This window comes from Blautia sp. HCP3S3_G3, from assembly GCF_052063365.1.
Classification (GTDB): Bacteria; Bacillota; Clostridia; order Lachnospirales; family Lachnospiraceae; genus Blautia_A.
Genome location: NZ_JBQHXR010000078.1, coordinates 1 through 528, shown reverse-complemented (window position 1 = coordinate 528; position 528 = coordinate 1). Strand labels below are relative to the sequence as shown.

The 528-nt window shown below is 40.7% G+C and carries 1 protein-coding gene; it reads left to right on the top strand.

Going from position 1 to position 528, the window contains the following annotated elements:
• Window positions 1-319 precede the first annotated feature (319 nt).
• Window positions 320-528, top strand: a 209-nt coding sequence (locus tag ACTNEW_RS16350) for a transposase family protein (protein WP_441062868.1), incomplete at its 3' end; no start/stop codon positions are given.

The window sequence follows — 528 nt, the reverse complement described above, 5'->3', positions numbered from 1 at the left end:
AGTACTTGCCGGTATGGCATCATCTATTTTCAGGCTACCACTGCGCCCATAAAACCAAAAGCAGCCAGATGCACTCTGGGGAATTCGAGTGTACACGCTATAAAAAATTTTAAAGCCGTATTTTCTGAATTTATCATTCTGTCAAATTACTTAAGTTGCCCACATTGGTGCCTGTCACCAATGTGGGCAATTGCGGAAGAACCCAATTTTGGCGGAAACCCTGATCTGTGGTCGGTTCTTCCGCAATCACCCGTTTTTTGCTTCCAATGAAATTATTTCTGTGATAAAATATTGGTATCAAATAAAGGCGGTATAGATAATGAATGATTCGTTAAAGCTGGATATGTTTTTCCCGGGTGAGTTGCTGTCAACTACTTCTGTTGACCATGATGACAGTTCTATTCATATTAAAATGCAATCCAAAACACATTCTTCCAAATGTCCAGAGTGTGGTCAGGAAACCCAAACTTATCATGGGACATATTTACGCAAAGTTCAGGATCTGCCGATTCTTGGAAAAACTGCGCG